At 48.8% G+C, this 23,075-nt stretch carries 19 protein-coding genes; 13 read left to right on the forward strand and 6 right to left on the reverse strand.

The features are described from left to right. Positions 1 to 307: 307 nt before the first annotated feature. Positions 308 to 916, forward strand: a complete 609-nt coding sequence (locus tag ACFORK_RS13965; RefSeq protein WP_379199820.1) for a methyltransferase — start codon at positions 308 to 310, stop codon at positions 914 to 916. A 180-nt stretch (positions 917 to 1,096) separates the two neighbouring features. On the opposite strand, the gene ACFORK_RS13970 is transcribed toward ACFORK_RS13965, so the two are convergent. Next, entirely contained in the window at positions 1,097 to 2,875 is a 1,779-nt protein-coding gene (locus ACFORK_RS13970; RefSeq protein ID WP_379199822.1) for a glycoside hydrolase family 36 protein, read from the reverse strand. 317 nt (positions 2,876 to 3,192) lie between these two features. Here ACFORK_RS13970 and ACFORK_RS13975 point away from each other — a divergent pair, with 317 nt between their 5' ends. From ACFORK_RS13975 to ACFORK_RS13995, 5 genes are read left to right on the forward strand one after another with little or no spacing between them, the layout of a single operon-like run. Next, positions 3,193 to 4,239 carry a LacI family DNA-binding transcriptional regulator gene (locus tag ACFORK_RS13975; RefSeq protein ID WP_379199824.1) on the forward strand — a complete coding sequence of 349 codons (1,047 nt, stop codon included), beginning with the start codon at positions 3,193 to 3,195 and terminating at the stop codon, positions 4,237 to 4,239. Between the two features lie 21 nt (positions 4,240 to 4,260). Further along, a complete protein-coding gene (locus ACFORK_RS13980; protein WP_379199826.1) occupies positions 4,261 to 5,520 on the forward strand; it encodes an ABC transporter substrate-binding protein in 1,260 nt (419 codons plus the stop codon). A 13-nt stretch (positions 5,521 to 5,533) separates the two neighbouring features. Then, the gene (locus tag ACFORK_RS13985; protein ID WP_379199829.1) at positions 5,534 to 6,592 is read left to right on the forward strand and encodes a carbohydrate ABC transporter permease; all 1,059 of its coding nucleotides are present in this window, start codon (positions 5,534 to 5,536) and stop codon (positions 6,590 to 6,592) included. Then, a complete protein-coding gene (locus ACFORK_RS13990) occupies positions 6,570 to 7,421 on the forward strand; it encodes a carbohydrate ABC transporter permease (RefSeq protein WP_379199831.1) in 852 nt (283 codons plus the stop codon). Before ACFORK_RS13985 ends, ACFORK_RS13990 begins: the two co-directional genes overlap by 23 nt. 34 nt (positions 7,422 to 7,455) lie before the next feature. Further along, entirely contained in the window at positions 7,456 to 8,844 is a 1,389-nt protein-coding gene (locus ACFORK_RS13995) for an MGH1-like glycoside hydrolase domain-containing protein (RefSeq protein ID WP_379199833.1), read from the forward strand. A gap of 1,033 nt (positions 8,845 to 9,877) precedes the next feature. Here the strand turns inward: ACFORK_RS13995 and ACFORK_RS14000 are convergent. Continuing rightward, positions 9,878 to 10,798, reverse strand: coding sequence for an aldo/keto reductase (locus ACFORK_RS14000; protein WP_379199835.1), 921 nt, complete (start codon positions 10,796 to 10,798; stop codon positions 9,878 to 9,880). A 237-nt stretch (positions 10,799 to 11,035) separates the two neighbouring features. Here ACFORK_RS14000 and ACFORK_RS14005 point away from each other — a divergent pair, with 237 nt between their 5' ends. From ACFORK_RS14005 to ACFORK_RS14015, 3 genes are all read left to right on the forward strand, one after another. Continuing rightward, complete coding sequence (locus ACFORK_RS14005; RefSeq protein ID WP_379199837.1) at positions 11,036 to 11,440, forward strand: MerR family transcriptional regulator; 405 nt, start codon at positions 11,036 to 11,038, stop codon at positions 11,438 to 11,440. Between the two features lie 505 nt (positions 11,441 to 11,945). Then, on the forward strand, positions 11,946 to 15,437 hold the full coding sequence (locus tag ACFORK_RS14010; protein ID WP_379199839.1) for a PAS domain S-box protein: 3,492 nt from the start codon (positions 11,946 to 11,948) through the stop codon (positions 15,435 to 15,437). A 136-nt stretch (positions 15,438 to 15,573) separates the two neighbouring features. After that, positions 15,574 to 15,969 (forward strand): NusG domain II-containing protein, encoded by a 396-nt coding sequence (locus ACFORK_RS14015; RefSeq protein WP_379199997.1) that lies wholly within the window; start codon positions 15,574 to 15,576, stop codon positions 15,967 to 15,969. On the opposite strand, the gene ACFORK_RS14020 is transcribed toward ACFORK_RS14015, so the two are convergent. Genes ACFORK_RS14020 through ACFORK_RS14030 form a run of 3 tightly spaced genes read right to left on the reverse strand, consistent with a single transcriptional unit; the run spans position 15,962 to position 18,868 of the window. Beyond that, the gene (locus ACFORK_RS14020; RefSeq protein WP_379199842.1) at positions 15,962 to 16,837 is read right to left on the reverse strand and encodes a TIGR03943 family putative permease subunit; all 876 of its coding nucleotides are present in this window, start codon (positions 16,835 to 16,837) and stop codon (positions 15,962 to 15,964) included. The genes ACFORK_RS14015 and ACFORK_RS14020 overlap by 8 nt on opposite strands. A 16-nt stretch (positions 16,838 to 16,853) precedes the next feature. After that, the gene (locus ACFORK_RS14025; protein ID WP_379199844.1) at positions 16,854 to 17,843 is read right to left on the reverse strand and encodes a permease; all 990 of its coding nucleotides are present in this window, start codon (positions 17,841 to 17,843) and stop codon (positions 16,854 to 16,856) included. Then, positions 17,840 to 18,868: a CobW family GTP-binding protein gene (locus ACFORK_RS14030; RefSeq protein WP_379199846.1), complete on the reverse strand. Its 1,029-nt coding sequence runs from the start codon at positions 18,866 to 18,868 to the stop codon at positions 17,840 to 17,842. Before ACFORK_RS14030 ends, ACFORK_RS14025 begins: the two co-directional genes overlap by 4 nt. Before the next feature lie 194 nt (positions 18,869 to 19,062). Between ACFORK_RS14030 and rpmG the strand changes: the two genes are divergently transcribed. Further along, on the forward strand, positions 19,063 to 19,212 hold the full coding sequence (gene rpmG, locus ACFORK_RS14035; RefSeq protein WP_083205233.1) for a 50S ribosomal protein L33: 150 nt from the start codon (positions 19,063 to 19,065) through the stop codon (positions 19,210 to 19,212). Between the two features lie 51 nt (positions 19,213 to 19,263). Beyond that, the gene (locus tag ACFORK_RS14040) at positions 19,264 to 20,472 is read left to right on the forward strand and encodes a GTP-binding protein (protein ID WP_379199849.1); all 1,209 of its coding nucleotides are present in this window, start codon (positions 19,264 to 19,266) and stop codon (positions 20,470 to 20,472) included. A gap of 137 nt (positions 20,473 to 20,609) precedes the next feature. Here the strand turns inward: ACFORK_RS14040 and ACFORK_RS14045 are convergent, their stop codons facing one another. Beyond that, on the reverse strand, positions 20,610 to 20,825 hold the full coding sequence (locus ACFORK_RS14045) for a hypothetical protein (RefSeq protein WP_379199851.1): 216 nt from the start codon (positions 20,823 to 20,825) through the stop codon (positions 20,610 to 20,612). Between the two features lie 735 nt (positions 20,826 to 21,560). Here ACFORK_RS14045 and ACFORK_RS14050 point away from each other — a divergent pair. Then, positions 21,561 to 22,268 (forward strand): metal ABC transporter ATP-binding protein, encoded by a 708-nt coding sequence (locus ACFORK_RS14050; protein ID WP_379199853.1) that lies wholly within the window; start codon positions 21,561 to 21,563, stop codon positions 22,266 to 22,268. Beyond that, a complete protein-coding gene (locus ACFORK_RS14055) occupies positions 22,214 to 23,038 on the forward strand; it encodes a metal ABC transporter permease (protein ID WP_379200000.1) in 825 nt (274 codons plus the stop codon). Before ACFORK_RS14050 ends, ACFORK_RS14055 begins: the two co-directional genes overlap by 55 nt. Positions 23,039 to 23,075 lie beyond the last annotated feature (37 nt).

Below are 23,075 nucleotides of genomic sequence, written 5' to 3' on the forward strand. Positions count from 1 at the left end.
CTTTTTCCTATTTTGAAGAAAAATAAGGTGCAAAAATGCTGTTAGTTGGGGAGGTATCCCCTCTGTTTCACTGTTAAGACGACTGGTGAAGGGGAATAGGCCACTTCTTCCACCCCGCGTACGTCTCCCGGAACATGGTGCTTAGCCCAAGGCGGTGGTCAAACCTCATAGTGGTTGAAATCTGTCGATAGTCTATATTTTGATGCTGGCTTTCCTACTGGAAAGCTTTCAGGCGAGCTTAATGTCATATTGCATCAATCCCCGCATATGCTTTTAGGAACTCCTATTATAGAAACGGAGGATGCAAATGACCTTTGATTACATTAACTACTGGGAACAAACATATAAGACAGGCGGAAACTCGGGATCTGGATCTTACGGTGTGCTGGCAGAGTTCAAAGCTGCGGTTGTCAACGCCTGCATTGAGCGCTATAACGTTAACGAAGTGATTGAATTTGGCTGCGGGGACGGGCATCAGCTGGGATTAATCAACTATCCGCGGTACATTGGACTTGATATTTCATCGGAATCCGTACGGATATGCCAGGAAAAATACGGCGATGACCCGACGAAAGCTTTTGCTACGTACCATCCGCTGACTTGGACGGGAGGTCAACAAGGATTGCAAGCCGATATGACTGTCTGTTTAGATGTACTTTACCATATCATTGATGAAAACCACTTCCAGGCAACACTGTCTCATGTGCTTAATGCGTCACGTGATATCGTTGTTATTTATTCCAAACTCGATACCGGTGATGATGAGCAGATCATTTATACGATCAAAGACCGGGACTTACTGAGCAGGCTCGCGCAGTTCGGCGATTTTCAAATTGTAGAGCGCATCCCGCAGTTGTACCCCGATATCTCCTCTGCCAGCTTTGTCATTTTACGCAGAAAAAGCGCAATTGCATAAATGGTAGATGATGAAATGCAACGATTCGATCGGGGCATCATCAGCTCAATGATTAGGGAAGGACAATATATAAAACCGCTGGATTACAAGAAGCCAGCGGTTTTTGGGTCGTATGATATTAGGTCGCTTTGAGCGGGAGTCCCTTTGAGTAGTCAGAAAGGTGGCCTGCTCAGACGATTACTACGCGTCCACTCGCTTAAAGCTAACTAGCCCCGCTTTAGGAACCGCTACTTCAAGCAAGCCACTACCTATTTCCACGATCTCAGAGCTGATAATTTGTCCGCAGCAGTCTTTGACCTGCAGCTCATAGCGAGCAGGGGAGAGGCTGCTTCTAATTACTACCCGTTCACTGTAGGTGCCGTTCACGATAAACAATTGAGTAAAGTCCTGCTCTACAGGCACAATAACATCAGCATAGATGGCGATGACCTGAGTGTCGTCCTTACGTGCAGTCACGAGCGGGTACAACAGCTCCGGTTGTTGCGGAGACAGCTCGCCTCGCAGCAGCACATCGCCGTGTTCTCTGCTGAATGCTAGCCAGAAACGCAGCATGGACAGATATTCCTGGTCAATGTCGTTAAGACGCAAAGAAATTTGCGGTACGGAGAAGATTACATTGACCAATTGCATCGCCGCGCTCTCCACAGGTTCATTGTGGTTGAACATGATCATGTCGGAATGCACAGCTGTATTTCCGGACAAGAGTCGTAGGTCCAGTGTACGGACCCGGTTTTGTATGGAGTCGTTAGGGCAGTCGTTGGCACGGAACATGTTGCCGTATTTTCGCATCAGCGGGCCGATATAGGTCTGACGGAATTCGATGAGAATATCCGGTTTGATAGCTCTAAGACGTTCCATGACATCGGAGAGTAGACGGTCTACAGCTTCAGGTACCGACTCATGATCCCGGCCTTCTGCTGTACCCTCCTGTTGATCTGGACTCAAACGGAAGCTATCCACGAAATCCAGCTTGAGGCCGTCAATGTCCCAACCGATAACGGCTTGTTCATAGGTATTGATCAGGTATTCCCGCACATCCGGGTATCGTGGGTCCAGCACGCCCGCGTTCAGCTTCTCGTCAATCCGCAGGAGCTTGTCCTCGAACTGGCCCCATACTTTGCTGGACTTGCCCACGAACGGGACGGAGTACCAAAGCATATATTTCAGCCCTAGCTTATGAACGTTATCGACATGCATCTTCATATCTGGAATCTTGCCGCCATACACTTCCCAGTCACCCGTAAAGGCATAACCACGATTGTTATCATCCGTCTGCCAGCCGTCATCGACAATGATGGTGTCACACCCGAGCTCCTTGGCCAGCTTGGACTGCTCCTCCAATTCGCTTGCGGTCAGCTCCTGGTGATACGAATACCAGGTGGAGTACATAGGGCGGAGCGCCACATCAGGAACTTCGGCTGGCTTATAACCAGGAAGGGTTTCCCACCATGCAGTTACCTCCTCCAGCGCTTTATTGTAAGCAATATCTCTGCGGTCGATCCGTAGAGTGGCTTCATAATGATCGATCTTCGGCATGGCTTCTTCAAATAAGGTAACAGAACACAGGAAGGTTGAATCTTCTTCATGGATACCTGCTTTTATAGATACATTGTTCAAAGCATCGGTAAAAGCGAAGGTCATGCGGTTCCGTCCGTCCAGATTGTATAGGGAAGCCACGGGTGCCAGGGAAGTGCTCTTTGATTGGAAACCGTCACCCCAATCCACCTGAAACGCTTTATTGCGATCCGTTCCTGGATGCCATAAGGAATGAACGTCTACGGCAGGGATGGACCACTCAATAGAGCACACTGGCGGATATTCTTTCTGTGCGGCCTTAAGTTTAATATGAACCAGGAACAGATTTTCCGTAACAGTCTCGATTTCAATTGTGCTGTCGAACAAGGGACTGTCGCTGACGACAGTGACAGTGGGACAAGTGTTGTTGATTAAAGTTTTCATAATGCCTCCTGCATGCAAAAATAGATAATGGGCTAATATTCACTGTTTAGAGTATAGTGTTTACGAAACATATAGTAAACAAAAACTTTAAAACGGTTATTTTCAATCAGGGTAATCTTATTATTAGGTCAGATACTTATGTGAAAGCGATGACAAATAGGTATTGTCAAACGTTTTGAACTTTGATATATTGTATTCACGCATTAGTTCACTAATGTTTAGTAAACATAATACATTTTGATTGGCAAATGCTTGGCGGAATTATAAAATAACCATAAGGGGTGTTTCCCAAATATGAAGTGAAAAGGTGATTAGTCGTGGCAACTATTCGTGATATCGCAAGTCTGGCTGGTGTATCTCCATCCACAGTTTCCCGAGTGCTGAACGGAGATCGTTCCCTTTCGGTATTGGAAGAGACAAGAAGAAAGATTCTTTCCGCTGCGGAGCAGCTGCAATATAAAGGAAGTCAGCGGCGTCAGACCAGTCAGGCGGCGCAGTTGAAGGATTATAAAATCGGACTCGTGACCTTCTGTTCCGAACAATTTGAATCGGAGGACCCGTACTACCTGTCCATCAGGCTGCAGATCGAGAAGGAATTCAATCAGTTAGGCCTGCATATTACGCGGACAATCCGCTGGGTTAATCATGACTCATATGAAAGCCTTTCCGGATTGGATGGTCTCATCGTAATCGGGAAGTTTGAGTTTGATCCTTATAATCTGTTCTTTAGCCGGATTCAGAATGTCGTCTTTGTCGATTACTCTCCGGATGAGAATCGTTTTGATTCCGTTGTGGTAGATTTTGATAAGGTTACACGAACGGCTTTGGATCATCTTACCGGACTTGGCTATACTAGGATCGGTCTGATCAGTTCTCGTGATTTCATTAACCGTTTTGGTTCTAACTCCGGGACGGATTCTGTGGACCAGCGGCAAAGCAGCTTTGAAGCTTATATGAAGCAGAAGGGACTGTACCTGCCAGAGCATGTCCACATCGGCAATGATTTCTCCATGTCTACCGGATATCAACTCATGCAGGCAGTGATCGAGAAGCAGGATTTGCCGGAAGCTTTCCTGATTGGTTCCGATCCAATGGCCATTGCCGCCGGAAGAGCGCTGAAGGAAGCTGGTTTGAAGGTGCCTAGAGATATCGCGTTGGTTGGTATCGATGATATTGAAATGGCCTCTTATGCCAACCCGCCATTGACTACGGTGAAAATCTATACCGAGCAAATGGGGCAGAGCGCAGTGAAAATGCTGCTCGAACGCATCGGGGGCAGAGAAGTGCCCTTAAAGATTGTGCTTCCGTCCAAGCTGATGATCAGAAGCAGCTGCGGTGCGGAAATTCGGTCATCAACTAGTTAACATACTTAGGGGGAATACATGATGAAAAAGTGGTCTTTGATTGTTTTATCTCTACTTGTTGTAATCGCCTTATCTGCCTGTTCCGGCAACGCGGGGAGCGATAGCAGCTCTTCGAATTCAGGGGGAAATAGCGGGGCTGCCAAAGGGAAGATCACGTTTGCTTTCTGGGGAGCTCAGAGCGAAGCTGATGCGATCAAGCAGGCCATTGACAACTTCCAGAAGACTTATCCTGATATTAAGGTAGAGAGTCAATGGATTCAAAAGGACTATCTGACCAAGTTGCAGACGATGATTGCCGGAGGAACTACCCCCGATGTCATGCTGATCTCCGGAGGGGATTTGCCGGGTTTTGCGAACGCTTTCCAGGAACTGCAAATTGATAAATCGCTGTTCAGCTCGCCTTCCTTTGTGGATTCCATGAGCGTGGATGGTAAGGTATATGCCGAGCCTTTCATTATCAAACCAAAGGTAATGGCCATTAACGTGGATCTTTTTGAGAAGAATAATATTCCGCTTCCAAGTCAAACCGTGCCGATGACTACTGAGGAATTCAAGGACATTTCCAAAAAGCTTACTTCCGGTGAGGGAGCGAGCAAAATTTTCGGTTCGGAGCCGCTGTGGCTCGGCAACTGGATCTATTCGTTCGGCGGCCAGTTCTACACTGATGATCTGAGTAAGTCAGCACTTGATTCACCGGAAGCGATTGCAGCTGCCGAATATATTGTCTCCACCAAACAAGAGGGCATCGTACCTAATGATAGTGAGAAGCAAGGTCAGAACATGATGAACTGGTATCTGGGCGGCAGAATCGGCATGTTTACCGACTTTGGTCCTTGGTACCTGCCGCAGATGGCAGATGTACAGAACTTTAAATGGGATCTCGTGCCATTCCCTGGCAACGGCGGTTCCAAAGAAGTTAACGGATTGGCGATCAGTAAGAACAGCAAGAACGCAGAAGCGGCCAAGCTTTTCATTGATCATATGACTCAAAACGAAGAGGCACAAAAAATCATCGGAGGCAACAAAAATGCTTACGGAGTGCCGGTTATCGCTAGTGCTACAAGTGCATTCGAAGCTGTAGCTCCTAACAAGAACTTGCAAGCCTTCGTGCTTGCCGCTGAGAAGCAGCATACACAAGAAGCTCAGAAGAGTACCAATGAGATCAACAATGAGATGAAAGCCATCGACGATACTACGCCGATCGGAATCGGCACTAAGGATGTTAAGGAAGTATTCCCGCAGGTAGCTGAGAAGATCAACAATATTTTACAACAAAACTAACGGGAGCATACTTATGAATGGATTAGTAGAAGGGATCTACAATTTCTATGAAGGAATCGGGATGCCGGCAGCATTGCTGCCGCTTCTCCCTTTTCTGACTCTTATCGCGGTTGTGTTTGCCATTATTTTTGCTGTTACAAGACTGCTGGTGAAGAAAAAAATCATGCATACCAAAACGGCGAGCTTCTACATGTTCGTTTCGGTCTGGGTGATCGGCTTCCTGCTGTTTACGGTAGGTCCGATGATTTTCTCCTTCTATATCAGCTTCACCAAATGGGAAGTTGTCAGCGATCCGCAGTGGATAGGGCTGGGCAATTACAAAATGCTGTTCAAAGATACATTGTTCTATAAATCATTATCTGTAACGTTCTATTACACGCTGGTAAGTGTACCGCTGCAGGTCATTCTGTCATTTGCGATAGCGATTCTAATGAACCTGAAGCTGCGTGGCATTTATATTTTCCGTACGATTTATTATCTTCCTACCCTGGTGCAGGGTGTTGCACAAATGGTGCTGTTCATCTGGATCTTTAATCCCAATGTCGGCCTTGTCAATTCACTGCTGCGTTTGGTAGGTGTTGAAGGACCCGGCTGGTTCTCCAGTCCGGACTGGTCGATGCCTGCGGTCATTATTATGAGCCTCTGGACGGTCGGCGGTAACATGATCATCTATCTGGCCGGATTGTCGGATATTCCGCAAAGCTTGTATGAAGCGGCCGAGATTGACGGTGCCACTGCTGCGAGAAAAGTATGGCATGTGACCCTGCCACAGATTTCACCGATCCTGTTCTTCAATGCGGTAACAAGCATGATCGGGGCATTCCAGACCTTTACCCAAGGCTTCATGATCAACGGGGGGCCGGATAACTCCTTGCTGTTCTATGCTTATTATCTGTATCAAAATGCTTTTATGTGGTTCAAAATGGGCTACGGATCAGCGCTGGCCTGGGTACTCTTCGTGATTATTCTGATATTCACCGCAATTGTATTCCGCAGCAGTGCTTTATGGGTGTACTACGAAACAGAGCAAAACGGAGGGAGGAAGCGTCGTGTCCGTCAAAAAAGAGCGTAATTCTACCAAGAAAAAGGTGCATTGGCTGGCCTATCTCCTACTTTTAATCGGGAGCGTAGTGTTTCTATATCCCTTTATCTGGATGGTCTCTGCCTCACTGCGGAGTCTGGAGGAGCTTGCTGGCTCCGGGATGAGCATCTGGCCGGAACACTGGCGCTGGGGCAACTATGCCAAGGCACTGACGGCCTTTCCGTTCCCGCAATATCTGCTTAACACTGTGATTACAACCATCTTGCCGATTATCGGTACGGTTCTTTCCTGTTCGCTTGTCGGCTACGCTTTCGCCCGGTTTAAGGTGAAAGGAAGCGGGTTCCTGTTCGTACTGGTTCTATCGACCATGCTATTACCTGGTGAAGTTACAATGATCCCGCAATTTATTCTATTCAAAAAGCTGGGCATGCTGGATACGCTGTACCCGCTGATCGTTCCTTCCTTCTTCGGCTCGGCGTTCTATATTTTCTTAATGCGCCAATTCTACTCCCGATTGCCTGTTGGTCTCGAAGAAGCAGCGATTATCGACGGTTGTGGTTATTTTAAAATCTGGCGCACGATCTTCCTGCCACTGTCCAAGCCAGCCTTGATGGCTGTCGGTGTTATGGTCTTCATGGGCTCCTGGAACAACTTTATGGGACCGCTGATTTATATCAACAGTGATAAATGGAAGACACTTACGCTGGGATTGGCCGGATTCCAGGGTACTTATGCTACGGATACCAACTTGCTGATGGCTGCGGCTGTCGTCATTACATTGCCATGTATTCTACTGTTCTTCTCAGCACAAAAAGCATTTATGGAAGGTCTGACCTTCTCGGGTTCCAAGGAAAGCTAAGCTAATATAGAAAAAGGACAGGAGTGACCTTAGTATGACGCATGAGAGAGAAATCAAAGCCAAAGCTGGTGCTGTAACTTTTCAATCCTCCGATAAAGATCTGAATGAAGGTTTTGTCTGGGCCAAACGCCAGGCACTTGAATATGCTCACTTCGGTGAAGATGCCGTTGGGCTGTGGTACGAAGCTGCATTGCCTGAACGAGAGGCATTCTGTATTCGTGATGTGATGCATCATAGCACTGGAGCTGCGGTACTGGGGCTTCGATATCATACCAAAAATATGATCATGCGTTTTGCCGAGAATATTGCGGAATCACGGGACTGGTGTACGTACTGGGAAATTACGAAGGATAACGTGCCAGCCCCCGTTGATTACGAGAATGACGATGATTTCTGGTACAATCTTCCGGCAAACTTCGATATTATCCATACCAGCTGGCGTCAGTATGAGTGGACAGGCGATGACTACTACTTGAATGACAGTCAGCTGCAGAAATTTTTTCAACTAACATTACATGAATATACTAAGACTTGGGACAAAGATGGCGACGGAATTTTGGAATATTACCCGGAATACGGTCGTAGAGGTCTGGCTACCTTCAATGAAGCTGGACTTCACCCGCTACTTGGCGGGGACATGATCGGCTCACAGGTTGCCGGGTATCGATCATTCGCTCAGTTGGCCCGTCTCAAAGGTCAAGCTGAAGTAGCTCAGCAGTATACTGACAAGGCAGACGAGCTGGAACAGCGTTACGAGAAGGACTGGTGGAACGAAGGGGAGGACCGTTTCTATGGTGCGATGCTGCAAGATCGGTCATTCGTAAAAGTCTACCATGCCGAGGGCAATTTCCTCCCGCTCTATTATGGCTCCATCGGGAATCGTGAGAAGCTGAACAAGGCGCTGGAGGATGTCAAAATCCATCGTGTAGCTAATGTCGAGGGCAAAACCTACCTGCCGGATATTTTCTACCGGTACGGCGAGAACGAAGAAGCCTTCACGGAACTGAAGGAGTTGGTGGACCCAGCTCTGGATCGCCGGGATTACCCGGAAGTGTCCTATTGTGTGATTGGTTCTGTGGCGGCCGGACTGATGGGAATCGCTGGCGACGGAGCGTCCGTAATCAGCACCCTGCCAAGACTGGCGCAATCACTAGAATGGGCGGAGCTGGGAGATGTACCGATTCTCGACCGCACTATTACAGTAAAACATAATAGCAACGCCGAGAGTGCAGTGACGCTGCAATCCGGGAAGCCTTTTGTCTGGAAGGCGGCGTTCCCTGGTCATGTCGATACGCTCTACTATAACGGTGCGTCTGTAGCTGCGAAGCAGGAAACTACAGTAGGTGGAGAACAAGTCAGCTACATTACCGTTGAGATCGCAGAAGGCGAGACACATGCGGTGTCTGCTATGCCACAAGGTTAAATCTTTAAACTACAGGTTCTGGGCTAGAGTTGATTGGAATCAAGACAAGCCGGTCAGATACGCTCTGTACAGGATTGTTGGGATGGTACAAGGCTTGCTTGGACCAGTGAGGACAAAGTACAGTACTATCTCTGACTAGTGAGAAGATGGTACAAGGATGGCTGGCTAGTGAGGACAAAGTACAAGGTTGGCTCAGGCTAGTGAGGCAGAGTACAAGGCTGTCTTAGACTAGTGAGAAGATAGTACAAGGCTGTCTCAGGCTAGTGAGAACATAATTTAAGGCTGGCTCTCTGAGCCAGCCTTTCTGCATGAGTGGTGTGAAGAGGGGGAAAGGGGGCGGGAGGCTTCGAAATAAGAGCAATTTGGTACCTTAATTTTCATCAGAAACTATGAATTTGGTAATTAAGTGCAATTTTGTACCTTAAATATTCCAAAATATCCAGATCAGTGTGCTTTTTCGAAAAATAAGATACAATAATGCGCTTATTTCCCTTTTTTACCTATATTGAAGAAAAATAAGGTGCAAAAATGCTGTTAGTTGGGGAGGGAGCCCTCTTTTTTACTGTTAAGATGACTGGTGGAGGGGACTATACCGCTTCTCGTGGTTGAAATCTGTCGACAGACAGATATCTAAATTAAGGTACATAATTGCATCTATTTCCTAATCGCACCTAACTTCTTGATGCTGCAAACTTCTGCGCCTGGGATAACCGTATAGAAGTGAGAAAAAAAGCCTCAAATCCCACTTGAATGTGGATTTGAGGCTTTTGCTGGTAGGCGGACACATATGGATGTTGCGGGTCCAAACTGGCCCGGGAGGCCGGGATGCCGCCATTCAGCAGAGGACATGCCAGTCATGAACATGTGGTCATGAACATGCAGTCATGAACATGCCGGTCATGAACATGCCGGTCATGAACATACTGCCGTAAATATGCAGCCATGAACATACTGCTGTAAATATGCAGTCCTAGACACGCAGTAGTAAACATGCGGTCAGCAAAATGTGCAACAGAGGCGCTGCCGAATTTTTTTATGGAAGCACGTTGCCAGCAGCGCGGTAGATCTCGTACCATTCTTCTTTGGACAAGGTGATGTCCGTAGCTTTGGCGATATCGCGCAGGCGCTGAGTGTTGGTGGTGCCGACAATCGGCTGCATTTTAGCCGGATGTCTCAGCAGCCAAGCGATAGCAATAGCTGTATCGGCGACACCTTTTTCATCAGCCAGACGATTAACGACCTGATTTAGCTCAGGGTACTTGTCGCTGCCCAGGAATATGCCTTCAAAGAAGCCGTACTGGAATGGCGACCATGGCTGAATGGTCATGTCATGCAAACGGCTGTATTCCAGGATGCTACCATCATGGTCGATCGAAGCCGGGTTGGCCATGTTGACATTGAAGCCAGTGTCGATCATGCCTGTGTTGGTAATACTCAATTGCAATTGGTTGAACAGCAGCTTTTGCTTAACATTTTTCTTGAGCAATTCGATTTGCAGTGGCTTCTGATTGCTGACACCGAAGTGCTTAACCATGCCTTTTTGCTCCAGAATGTCGAAAGCTTCAGCCACTTCTTCTGGTTCGAAGAGGGTGTCCGGACGATGCAGCAGCAGAACATCCAGATAATCGGTTTTCAGGCGCTTCAGGCTGCCTTCTACAGAACTCAGGATATGTTCCTTGGAAAAGTCGAACAGACCTGGGCGGATGCCGCATTTGCTCTGGATCAGGACTTGGTCACGCAAGCCAGGGCTCTTCACAAGCACATCGCCGAATACTTCCTCAGCTTTGCCGCCAGCATAAATATCGGCATGATCAAAGAAATCGATACCCACTTCCAGCGAGGCGTGGATATGTTCCTCCGCTTCCTTCGGGGACAAATCCGCAATCCGCATACAGCCCAGGGAAATTTGGGAGACTTCCAGTGTGCCGTTTCCTACATTTATTTTCTCTGCCATTTCAAAAGTCACTCCTTCATTTGATAGCTTCATGATAAATTGTAAACCTTAGAGGTTACTAGAAGGCAATAGTTTTATGTTATATTATTATCATTGGATCTGTAAAACAACCCTTCGAACCTGTAGCGACCTAATTTAGTGTTAACCACTGATATTGTGTTTGAGGCCTATATAGTAGAAGAGATTTTTTTGATGATTAAGTTGTGCCGGAGCAAGCGGCAGAAATGGAGTTAGCCCATGGGATACAGTATCAAGACCATCTCGCAAAAAAGCGGATTAAGCCCATATACGTTGCGTTATTATGAGAAAGAAGGCGTGTTACCTCTGGTCGCCAGAGACGAGAACGGCAATCGCTGTTTTCACGACGAAGATATTGACTTGATCTCTCTGATTTGTTGCTTGAAGGATACAGGAATGCCGATTGCGGAGATCAAACAGTTTGTTGCCTTGTCCAAAGAGGGCGGCGGGACTCTGCCGGAACGGCGGAAGCTGCTGATGGAGCACAAACAGGAGATTGACCGCAAAATTGAGTTTTTCCAAGAGTTTTCTAAAAAGATCGATCACAAGATCGCTTACTTCTCTTCTTTGGAAAATGAAACATCCTCCCAGCCTGAGCAGCAGGCAGAGGAAGAAGTGAACTGAACAAGCGAACTGAACAAGAAATCTCAATCCGTAAACAGCCACATTAGGAAATCCTTGGCCGATTAGAAAACGCTGCCTTTAGGTCTTATGGCATAATTTCTGATAGGCACTTTTCTAAGTAATATGGTCATAATCACCCTGTAGATGTAATGACAATTTCATGCAGTTCAAGATTGGCGATGAAACGAATCTTGCTATGTTGGGCATTTATCGGGACTTTCGCCGCGGTTTCTGTCCGAAGCCATAGAGTGGATTGTACGAGGCTGGGTTGCCTTGCTATCCCTAGTCATCTTGCAATTCAATCGAGTTGTCATCATCTGATCGCTTTACCGTCCCCTAAATTAATTCATTGGCTCCCTTGAAATATTCAAGGGAGCTTTCGTTTTTTTGGATTCAATACATTTAGGCCTCAACTATCAGGCTTATTTACCGAAATAAAGGTATACTGGAATTAAAATTTGGCAATTACGTTTGTCGTCCCCATTCTTTAGAGGAGGCTCCACCAGTGCATGACTTTATTTTTAAGCAATTGTATATGCAGTCTTCCAGCGGCATCGCGGTAGTCTCTGTGAAAGAGGGGACTCTTTTGCATTCCAATCCTGCGCTTTGCGAAATGCTGGGATACATAGAAGAAGAACTTTTAAATAGACATTATTCCAATTTGGTATATAAAGACGATTGTGATATCACAGAACTGGATCATCTGGTGAATCGTCTTCTTCAAGGGTCCGGATCTGCGGTTGATCTGGAGGTGCGTCTGTTACGCAGTGATGACTCGATCATCTGGGCCTCGCTCCATGTGTTCCTGATTCACGGAGAATCCGGAGAGGGTCCGCTGTATCTGGTCGCCGAGATGACGGATATTACAGAGCGTAAGCATGCGGAGAAACGCAATCTGGAGAATCAGCAATTGTACAATCTTATAACCCTTAATACACCGGACATGATCTCTTATGGTGAGCCGGACGGTACGCTATATTATGTGTCACCTTCGGTGAAGCATTTGCTCGGCTATTCGCCGCAGGAAATGCTGGGGAACAAGAGAATCGATTATTATCACCCCCAGGATGTCCGTGAGATGATGGAAGAAGACAGGGTGTATGGAGATAATGAGGTGTTTGTTCGCAGAGCCAGGCATAAGGATGGCCGATATCTGTGGATCGAAAGTACCTTTCAGGTCATGCGCAATGAAGAGGGTGAGGTTGAGAAGGTACTCGCCATCGCCCGTGATATCACAGAGCGCAAGAAATATGAGGATATGCTGGCCACGGCCCAGTGCCTGGCGGGCATGGGTTCCTGGGAATGGGATGTTGTGAACAGCACCCTGACCGTCTCGAAGGAGCTGCGTTATATTTTTGGCTTCAGGGAGGACTACGGCAATCATTCGCTTTGTGACCATAAACAGATTATTTCCTGTATCAAGCCAGAGGACCTCACGAAGGTACTGGGCTTGCTTAGAAAGACAGTGAAGGACGGAACTGGCGGCGAGTCGATTTTCCAGATCATGACGAATGAAGGGGAAGTCAAATTTATTGAATCTCACTGGCAGGTCACACAAGATGAAGATGGCAAGGCGCTCCAGATCAGTGGAGTGGTGCAGGATGTGACGGAGCATCGCCGCATGGAAGCGCAACTGCGAGAGAGTGAACGGAATTACCGTCTGATTTCGGAGAATTCTCTGGACTTTATTACCCGCTATGCTGCGGATGAACACGTAACCTACTTGTATGCATCCCCGATCTGTCAGGCTATGCTGGGCTACACCCCTGAGGAAATGGTCGGGACTCCCGGCATAGCCTACATTCATCCTGAGGACGCGGATCGGGTACAAGCTTATCTACATAGATGCATGAACGGCGAGAAGCTGGAGCCAGTAGTGTTCCGCTTTCGCCGTAAAGACGGGTCTTATATCTGGACAGAAACGACCTTCCGTTATATCTACTCTGATGACGGAGAGGTATCCGAGCTTGTCGGCGTGACCCGCGATATTGCCGAACGGAAGCAGTATGAAATGAAGCTTCTGGAAAGTGAAAACCGCTATAAATCCCTGTTCGAATACAATCCGTCGGCAATCAGCGCCATGGATCTGCAGGGCAGAACCCTCTCTGTCAACTCAAGCCTGCTGCATCTTACGGGGTACTCTCATGACAATCTGTTGTTGTCCGAGTTCACCGAAGTGGTCGATGAGGATGAATTGGACAATGTTCTTCTGCGCTTCGAGCTGGCTTCGGGCGGAGAGGCGCAGACCTTCGAGAGCCGTCTCATTCACCGGGATGGGCATGTGGTCGAAGTGAGTGTTATCTACGTGCCGATTATGGTCAGTGGTACAGTGGCGGGTGTATTCGCTATCACCAGCGATATTACGGAACGTAAGCGTCACCTGGAGCAGATCGAGAAGCTGAGCTACGAACATGCGCTGATTCTAAACTCCGTCTCTGAAGGGATCTTCGGCGTGAATCTGGCTGGCGAGACGATGTTCATTAATCCGGCCGCTGCGGGAATGCTCGGATATGAGCCGGGAGAATGGTCGGCCAGTAATCATTTATTGACCATTCAGCAGACCTGGCTGGACGGCGAGCCGTATTCCGGCAGCCAGAAGACGCTGATTCAGGCCTTGTCGGAGAACGTTACATACGAAGAGCGGGAAGGTGTGTTCTGGCGGCAGGACGGTTCCAGCTTCCTGGTGAAATACCGCCTGACTCCACTCTTTGACAACGGAGAGCGCAAGGGAGCGGTTGTCGTCTTCCGTGATATCACGGAAGAGAAAGAGATCGTACGTGCGAAGGAATCCGCTGAAGAGGCGGACCGGGCTAAATCGGAGTTTCTGGCCATTATGAGCCATGAGCTACGGACCCCGATGAATGGCATTATCGGCATGGCCGACTTGCTCACAGGAACAGAACTTAATGAGGAGCAAAGCTATTACACGCATATTATTAATAAAAGCGGTGAGGCCCTGCTGCATATTCTGAATGAGGTTCTCGATTTCAGCAAAATTGAAGCCGGGATGATGACCTTAGAACCGCGACCGCTGGAGCTTGCCCAGGTGATCCAAAATGTAAATGAAGTGTTCTATCCCAAAGTGAAAGAGAAGGGGCTGCTTCTGACAAGTGCACTTGATCCAGCGCTGCCGCCGGTGGTTGTCACCGATGAAGCGCGTTTGCGGCAGATTCTCGTCAACTTGGTGGGGAATGCAGTGAAATTTACGGAGGAAGGGGATATCCGCATCTCCGTGAAGCTTCACGAGCGGCTAGAGTCCGGACAAGTTGTCCTCAAGTTCTCCGTAGAGGATACAGGGATCGGCATTCCGCCGGGGAGTCAGGGACTTCTCTTCCAATCCTTCTCCCAACTACATCCTTCTATCAATCGGAAGTATGGTGGAACGGGTCTGGGACTTGCGATCAGCAAGAAACTGGCTGAGTTGCTGGGTGGTGGAATCGGTGCAGTGAGTCGGGAAGGCGAAGGCTCCGAGTTCTACTTCACGGTACAAGTCACCTTGCCGGGAGAAGAATGGCAGCCGGAGTCTCATAGTAACAGCCTGACTGAACAATCCCGGCATGCTAAGCCCGCTATCTTGGGAGGCGAACTGGCTGGGAACAACTACGGAGGCAAATACGGGCCGATGTCGATTCTGGTCGCTGAGGATCATCCGGTGAACCGCCAGCTGCTGCTGGCTTACCTGAAGAAGCGGGGGTACGCAGCGGATGTGGCCCAGAACGGCGCGGAAGCAGTGGAAGCGGTGCTTTCTCGCTCCTATGATCTGGTGTTCATGGATATTCAGATGCCCGTGATGGATGGAATAGAGGCCACAGGGATTATCCGCGAGCAACTGGGGCTTAGCCCGGTGATTGTTGCCGCAACCGCTTTTGCTCGAAAAGAAGACAAGGAAATGTGCATGAGAGCAGGCATGCAGGATTTCATCTCGAAGCCACTTCACGTTAAGGAATTAGACCGTGTGCTGCGTGACTGGTCGGCCCGGATTCGCAGTGGCGCTTAAAGAGTAGTAGAGTTGAGGGGTGCAGAATGTTTGCGTGTTGACAAATCTCAATCCACTAACTATATTTAATTTGTTCGTAATCATTACGTATTTTAAATTTTAAATAGGCCAGTGAGAGGGATCAACATTGCAAAAGATGAAGCGCGGCGATTTTATAATCATTCTGCTGGTGCTGCTTGCAGCTGGCTCCATCTATGGAGTCAAATGGTTCAATAGCTTGAATGATCATTACAAGCAAGGGGATCTGATGGCCCTGATTACAGTGGACGGCAAGGAATACAAGACCGTACCGCTGACCAAAGAAGAACAGATTATCGATATCAAAACCCAATTTGGACACAACACGCTCAAGGTGTTCGATTATGGAATTCAGATGATTTATTCAGACGCACCGCTGCGGATTGCGCTGGAAATGGGCTTCATCTCCAGGCCCAAGCAGCAGATTATCTGCATACCGGCCCGGATTATGGTTGAGGTCTTTAACCCGAACAAGTCCGTAGGCGATGAAGATGAGCTGGATGCTATTATCTAATGCTCTTGCCAGCGGCTTGTAGTTTTGCCCACTCTGCTACAGAGTCGGGACTGGTATAGATATAGGGTGTCGAGGGCCGCGGGATAGGTGTGATGGACACCGCGGTGATTTGCACAATATCCTTGCCTTTGTACTTCCCAACATGAAGCTTGCCCCGGACCTCTACCCAGGTGTCTGCGGGCAGGCTTTTTTGCGTACCGGGGTTCACCATAATCCCAAACGGTGTGGCATCGGCGGTGCAGCACTGCACCAGAAAGCGGCTCAAGGCAAACGGGCCTTTCGTAATCGTGGTGTTCTCGCGGTAGACAAAACCGGATACGACAATATCTTTGCCTTCAAAATTCTGCTTGTATCGGTCTATTGCACCGAAAGTTTCAGAGAAAATAGCCGGATATACCGGAATTACAGGCTGACTGTACAACAGCTTCGCTAACTGGGCGAACTCTGCTTCAAAAGGGTCGTTGCTGTCAAATTGAACCTCGCGATCCGGTTCCTTTATGTTATACGTAAGCTCAATCCCCTTCACAGATGCAGCCAGACTTCCCAGTGGCCTATCGGACAGCAGGAAGCCAAACAGCAACGGGAGAAGAAACAATCCGTACAGAAATATGCTTCTGATGCCCCACCGAGGAAGACGATGGTCGCAGTCGCACAAGGCAGCCCCTCTGCCGAACAGCGCTTGTACCGCCAGGCTGAGCGCCATCAAGACCAAGGGGATGGGGCAGAGTTTGATCCAGCGTGCCAGCTTGGGCGCCACATAATAATGCAGGGCATCCTGCTGTACCAAATGACCAATATAAAGGGCAAAGGCCAGTAGAAGCACTGCCCTGAGCAGATAATGGAGCCGAATGTTCCGGGCTTCATTCAAAGTCCTTCCCTCCTAACTACAACCATCCTGACATCCATACTGCGCCGATAAACACTGTTGAGAAGATGAGGAAGAACAGGAATAAGGCAAAGCGAGTTTTGAATAGCGATAGCAGCATCATAGCGTTTTTAAAATCAAGCATAGGACCCAGCACCATAAAAGCCAGCAAGGAACCTGCCGGAAAAGAATGCAGAAAGGTCGAGGCTACAAAGGCATCCGAGGTGGAGCAAAGGGAGAGCAGGAAGGCTAGTCCCATCATGAAGAAATAAGATCCCAGTGGTCGTCCGCCGATGGCGGCCAGACTGTCCTGTACCATGAAGGTCTGGATACCAGCTGTCAACAAACAGCCGATAATCAAATATTTTCCCATTTCAAAAAATTCGTCGGAGGTGTGTACGAATACGGCAGCCATTTTGCCGCCACGCGCACTTTCATGATGATCCACCCCATTCTCCTGCCGGACGGACAGACGGAGGGGGGACTTTGCATTGGTGAAATAAACGATCAGGCCGATGATAAAAGACACTGCGAAGGCCAGGCCCATGCGGGCATAAGCCAGCTCCGGATGGGTACGGAAGGCGGTAATTGTAGCCCCGTATACGACCGGATTCAGAATCGGACCGGAGAGAATGAAGACGATTGCTACATACACAGGCATGCCTTTATGCATCAGACGGCGCACCAGCGGAATCATACCGCATTCGCAGACCGGGAACAGCACGCCCAGCAGACAAGCGAAGAGAATGGCGGGTACAGGACTACGCGGGATCCAGCGCGAGATCATTTCGTCCGGCACGAACACCCGAAGCAGGGATGACAGCACAGCCCCGGCAAGCACAAATGGCAGTGCCTCCAGCAGAATGCCGATGAAGCTTGCTTTGAAATAATGGAGATATGCATTATCCAGCAGCTCCAGATGACCCGGCAGCCATACGATGCCAAGAATAAGCAGGAAGGCTGCGGGCAGGAGCAGCGGGAATATTTTTACCGGTGAAAAAGAGCTCAAGACCGGAACAAGGCGGACCAGCGTTCGGTCAGCAGACTTTCATTCAGATTCAGTCCGATGCAGACTACATAAGGCAGACCGGGATAACTGGAGGCTTCCCAAGTCGTCCGCATGCCAGCATATTGAACAAGCTGGACGGGCTCATCGTCCGACAGGATCACATGGCCTTTGGCGCGCAGCAGGCTGTCGCCGCATTCTCGAAAGAAGGCTTCGAACTGTTTTCTGGCCAGCTGGACTGGCGTACCTTGGGGATAAGTCAGTGTCAAAGCAGCGACCTGGGAATAGGAAGACTCCTGCGCAGTGTCATGTTCCTTCAATGCCGTTCCACCGGTGTCCGGAAGGACCCTGGTCATTGAAGCGCTTTTGAAGGTTTGGGGCGCGCGCTGCGGTGCCGGAGTGCGAGGCTCTCTAGGCGTGATACCGGCCAGCAGGGGCGCCAGATTGATTTTACTATAGTGAGTGTATACGATATCTGCCTCTGTGTTCTGTTTGCGTACCGCCTTCTCTATCTTCCATAACGTCTCCTGCTCTACGAGATCGCTTTTGTTCACGATAATAAGATCCGCTGCAACGATCTGTTGGCGAAGTGTGCGTACAAGCTGTCGGTCAGCGGACAGCCGGCTGTTGTATTCCAGCGTATTCTCTGCATCCAGCACCGTAGCGGTATAATGCAACGTAAGGCGGTCTCGCAGAGGTGTTTCCAGCAGCGTATGGGCGATTTCTTCCGGATTCGCTACACCGGTCAGTTCTATGAATATGGCATCCGGACGTCTTGCCAGCAGCAGTTGAAGAGATTCTCCAAGCTCCTCCTTGCGGCTGCAGCATATACATCCGTCCAGCAGCTTTTCTACAGTCATTCCGGTATGCTCCTGCAAAATATAACCATCCACATCCCGTTGCCCCAGTTCATTCATTACAATCCCTGGATTCAGACCCCTCTGTTTGCTCTCTTGCAGCAAGGACAATAATAGTGTGGTTTTGCCGCTTCCGAGAAAACCACTGAGTATGATTACCGGTATCTTCATTTTTCTCACTCCTGCCTCATTCTTTGTAACAAGAATCATAGATTCATATTTCCATCTCTATGTCATAGATGTACTGGAAAGACCACAAATCACAGACTTTAGAAATTTTGCGTTGTAGTTGTTGACATCTGGTGAATAAAGCGTGTATGATTTGTTAATCGTAATAATTACGATTTAAGAAAGGGATGAATGAGATGAGAGTCACCGTAACTTTGGCATGTACAGAAACTGGCGATCGCAATTACACCACAACCAAGAATAAGAAGAATCACCCGGAACGGCTGGAAATGAAAAAGTACAGTCCTCGTTTGAAAAGAGTAACGCTGCACCGTGAGACTCGATAAGACGGTTCATAGCACAACCTTAATTTTTGATCCCTGAAAGGAGCAACACCCATGACAAAAATTCCTGTGACTGTACTCAGCGGCTACCTGGGTTCAGGCAAAACGACACTGCTGAATCATATTCTCAACAACCGCGAAGGCTTGAAGGTCGCTGTTATCGTCAATGATATGAGCGAAGTCAATGTCGATGCTAATCTGGTGAAGTCGGGCGGGGCGCTGTCCCGCACGGAGGAGAAGCTGGTGGAAATGTCCAACGGCTGCATCTGCTGCACCCTGCGTGATGATCTGCTACGTGAAGTGGAGAAGCTGGCATTGGAAGGACGCTTTGATTATATTCTGATTGAATCCTCTGGGATCAGCGAGCCGGTGCCTGTTGCCCAGACCTTTACTTATGAAGATCCTGATCTCGATATTGACCTTACTACACTGGCCCGTCTGGATACCATGGTTACCGTGGTGGACGCCAACCGCTTCTGGCATGATTTTGCTTCCGGCGACAGTTTGCTGGACCGGGGAGAAACTGCTGGTGAAGGTGATGTCCGCGATATCGTGGATCTACTGATTGACCAGATTGAGACCTGTGATGTGCTGCTGCTGAACAAATGCGATCTGGTGGAGGAAAAAGAACTGAACAAGCTGGAAGCAGTACTTCGCAAGCTTCAGGCTACAGCCAAAATCATCCGTACCGTCAACGGTGCTGTTGATCCCAAGGAAATTCTCAACACGGGCCTGTTTGATTTTGAGAAAACAAGTCTGTCCTCCGGCTGGATTGCCGAGCTGAACAAGGAGGAGCATACGCCGGAGACCGAGGAATATGGCATTAACTCCTTCGTGTACCGGCGTAGAACGCCGTTCCATCCGCAGCGGCTCAGCTTCTTCTTCAGCAATTGGCCCGAAGAAATCGTGCGGGCCAAGGGCTTCGTGTGGCTGGCGGCCAAAGGCGATATTGCCGGCAGTCTGAGCCAGGCCGGCCCGTCGATTCAGTTCGGGCCGGCAGGATACTGGCTGGCATCGATGGCGAAGGAACAGCAAGTGGAGGTATTGGAGAGTGAGCCTGAGATTAAGGCCAAGTGGGATGAAGAATGGGGCGACCGGCTCAACGAGATTGTGTTCATCGGCGTTGGCGCAGATCGCTCGGAGATCGAAGCCCGGCTGGATCGCTGCCTGCTGACTGCTGAAGAAATGAAGCAGGACTGGACAACCTTCAATAACCCGCTGCCATGGCCAGCGGAGCAATTGCTTGCTGCGTCTGCGGAATAGCAGGAGCAAGGTCTTAATGAAACCGGAATCCGAATGGGAATTCCGGTTTTTTTCTGCTCAACGCAGGATCTATATTAAGTGAAATTAAGATTCAAATAGAAGAGCAGGCGTTATTCTTGTGGAGTCAGAGCTTAAGCTTAAAGTCGTAAATATTCTAAACCTAGCAACCCCAGTACCCCCAGTAACCCGAGTAACCCAGTAACCCCAACAACCCCAACAGCCCAGCGCCCGAGCAAGCCCAGCAAGCCCAGCAAGCCCAGCAAGCCCAGCAAGCCCAGTAACCTCAGCAAGCCCAGTAAGGCCAGTAAGCCCAGTAAGCCCAGCAAGCCCAGCAAGCCCAGCAAGCCCAGCAAGCCCAGTAACTCCAGTAACCTCAGTAACCTAGTAAGCCCAGTGCCCCAGTAGCCTCAGTAGTCCCAGTAACCCCAGTAAGCCTCAGCAAGCCGAGCAAGCCCAGTAACCTCAGTAACCTAGTAAGCCCAGTACCCCAGTAGCCTCAGTACCCTCAGTACCCTCAGTACCCCCAGTAACCTCAGCAATCCAGCAATCCATGAACCAACCAAATCCAGTACCCGTCTTCATCAGAATTAGAAATAACTCGACTCCCCAAACTAAGAGCATTTTTGCACCTTAATTTCCTAAAATATAGGTAAATGAAGGAAATAAGGGCATTTTTGCACCTTATTTTTGGAAAAATCACCCTGAAAGGCTGATTTTGAGAGATTTAAGGTACAAAAATGCCTCTAATTGGCTTTTCTACCTTTGGTTGCGGAAAATTAGGGTGCAAAAATGCCCTTAATTACATTTCGAAAAGCCATTGTCCCCTAAAATATCAACTTAATTGCGTTAATCCTCGCTTTCTACAACGTGTCTTTTTAAAACGTTCTATATAGCCAGAACCTCCCGAAAAGGGGAAAGATTAATCGTTGTTTTTACGATTAATTTTATTATAATGGTTTACAAATCGTAATTATTACGATAATATCATAAAAGTTAAACGTAATAATTACGATTATAAAAAATATTACGATTATTAAGATTCGATTTTTTTGATCGTAGAAGCGATTCAGAGGGGAAGTTGTCTTACCATGATTTTGTCATCTATGCAGAATGTTGTGTTCGGCTATGGGAATGAACCTGTGATAGATCATATTTCGCTGGATATCCATAGTGGAGAGTTCATTGGGATTACCGGGCCGAATGGTGCGGCCAAGACGACGCTGCTTAAACTAATGCTTGGTTTGCTTCGTCCGTGGAGCGGTACGGTTACGCTGAATAAAGAATGGGCTGGGAACGGGAGCTTGACTATCGGCTATGTTCCCCAGCAAGTAGCATCCTTCAATGCGGGGTTTCCGAGCAAGGTGATCGAACTGGTCCGCTCCGGCTGCTATCCAAGGCTGGGTCTGTTCCGGCGATTCACCGCTGAGCAGGAAGACATTGTGAAGCGCAGTCTGGAACAGGTAGACATGTGGGAGTATCGGAACCGCAGGATCGGCGAGCTGTCTGGTGGGCAAAAGCAGCGAATCTGTATTGCCCGCGCGCTGGCTCAGGAACCACAAGTTCTGGTGCTAGATGAACCAGCTACCGGTATGGACCTGGAGAGTCGCACGGGTCTGTATCAGCTCATGCGCCATTATGTCAGCAAGCATGGACGGACCGTAATCATGGTTACGCACGGCCTGGAAGAGACAAGCCCTTATCTGGACACTGTCATCAGCTTGGAACGAAAGGAGAATGAGGGCTGGAAATGCTTGGTTACGAATTCATGCAGCGCGCATTTTGGGCCGGAGGCCTGATAGGCATCATTGGCCCGCTGCTCGGTGTTTACCTGATGCTTCGTCGTCAAGTGCTGATGGCGGACACATTGTCACATGTCTCCCTCGCGGGAGTTGCTCTCGGCTCGGTGCTGCATCTCAATCCGGCGCTCAGCGGATTTGCCGTGGCTGTCATTGGCGGCCTTGTCATCGAGCAGCTCCGTCGTTCATACCGTACATACAGCGAGCTTCCGGTGGCCATTATTATGACCTCGGGTCTGGCGCTGGCAGTTGTACTGATGAGCCTGAAACAGAATCTGAGCAAGAGCTTTAGCTCTTACCTCTTCGGGTCCATCGTGGCCGTTAGCGACACTCAGCTGCGGATTATTGCGGTGGTGGCGGCTGTGGGTCTTGTATTCTTCATCGTGCTGCGCAGGCCGCTCTATAACCTGACCTTTGATGAAGAGACTGCGGCCATTGGCGGCGTGCATGTCGGATTGTTGTCCTTTTCCTTCGCTGTGCTGACTGGAATGACTGTTGCTGCAGCGATGCCGGTGGTTGGCGTTCTGCTGGTCTCCGCGTTGATTGTGCTTCCGGCTTCCATTGCTCTGCGAATTGCCTCCGGGTTCACCGCTGCGGTTCTAATCGCGATTGGCACAGGACTGGTCGGTGTTTTCAGCGGCCTGACGACTTCCTATTACATCAATACTCCGCCCGGCGGTACGATAGCTTTGATTTTACTGGTCTTTCTTCTAATTGCCATTGCTATACAGAAGCTGATCCGACGCCGGAATCGCAAGAAGCATTCATAGTTCATAACAATCTCTGTTCAAGAAAAGGAGTCTACCT

Origin of the sequence: Paenibacillus sp. GCM10012306, assembly GCF_042649265.1 — a bacterium.
GTDB lineage: Bacteria > Bacillota > Bacilli > Paenibacillales > Paenibacillaceae > Paenibacillus_AQ.

Bases quoted from the DNA above. Each gene is read 5' to 3' on its own strand.
- rpmG (WP_083205233.1), top strand. From the start codon at position 19,063: ATGAGAGTCACCGTAACTTTGGCATGTACAGAAACTGGCGATCGCAAT.
- ACFORK_RS14015 (WP_379199997.1), top strand. From the start codon at position 15,574: ATGAAGCGCGGCGATTTTATAATCATTCTGCTGGTGCTGCTTGCAGCT.
- ACFORK_RS13985 (WP_379199829.1), top strand. From the start codon at position 5,534: ATGAATGGATTAGTAGAAGGGATCTACAATTTCTATGAAGGAATCGGG.
- ACFORK_RS13995 (WP_379199833.1), top strand. From the start codon at position 7,456: ATGACGCATGAGAGAGAAATCAAAGCCAAAGCTGGTGCTGTAACTTTT.
- ACFORK_RS13980 (WP_379199826.1), top strand. From the start codon at position 4,261: ATGAAAAAGTGGTCTTTGATTGTTTTATCTCTACTTGTTGTAATCGCC.
- ACFORK_RS14050 (WP_379199853.1), top strand. From the start codon at position 21,561: ATGATTTTGTCATCTATGCAGAATGTTGTGTTCGGCTATGGGAATGAA.
- ACFORK_RS14040 (WP_379199849.1), top strand. From the start codon at position 19,264: ATGACAAAAATTCCTGTGACTGTACTCAGCGGCTACCTGGGTTCAGGC.
- ACFORK_RS14000 (WP_379199835.1), bottom strand. From the start codon at position 10,798: ATGGCAGAGAAAATAAATGTAGGAAACGGCACACTGGAAGTCTCCCAA.
- ACFORK_RS14005 (WP_379199837.1), top strand. From the start codon at position 11,036: ATGGGATACAGTATCAAGACCATCTCGCAAAAAAGCGGATTAAGCCCA.
- ACFORK_RS13965 (WP_379199820.1), top strand. From the start codon at position 308: ATGACCTTTGATTACATTAACTACTGGGAACAAACATATAAGACAGGC.
- ACFORK_RS13970 (WP_379199822.1), bottom strand. From the start codon at position 2,875: ATGAAAACTTTAATCAACAACACTTGTCCCACTGTCACTGTCGTCAGC.
- ACFORK_RS14030 (WP_379199846.1), bottom strand. From the start codon at position 18,868: ATGAAGATACCGGTAATCATACTCAGTGGTTTTCTCGGAAGCGGCAAA.